General features: G+C 54.0%; 1 rRNA gene. It reads right to left on the reverse strand.

What is annotated here, in order from left to right:
• A 16S ribosomal RNA gene (locus ACTHSL_RS13990) occupies positions 1-248 on the reverse strand; the annotation flags it as partial.

Below are 248 nucleotides of genomic sequence, written 5' to 3' on the forward strand. Positions count from 1 at the left end.
GACTACCAGGGTATCTAATCCTGTTTGCTCCCCACGCTTTCGCGCCTCAGCGTCAGTGTTGGTCCAGGAAGCCGCCTTCGCCACTGATGTTCCCCCAGATATCTACGCATTTCACCGCTACACCTGGAATTCCACTTCCCTCTACCACACTCTAGCGAGCCAGTATCGAATGCAGTTCCCAAGTTGAGCTCGGGGATTTCACATCCGACTTAACAAGCCGCCTACACGCGCTTTACGCCCAGTAAATC

This window comes from Neisseria sp. P0008.S010, from assembly GCF_051962715.1.
Lineage (GTDB): Bacteria > Pseudomonadota > Gammaproteobacteria > Burkholderiales > Neisseriaceae > Neisseria > Neisseria elongata.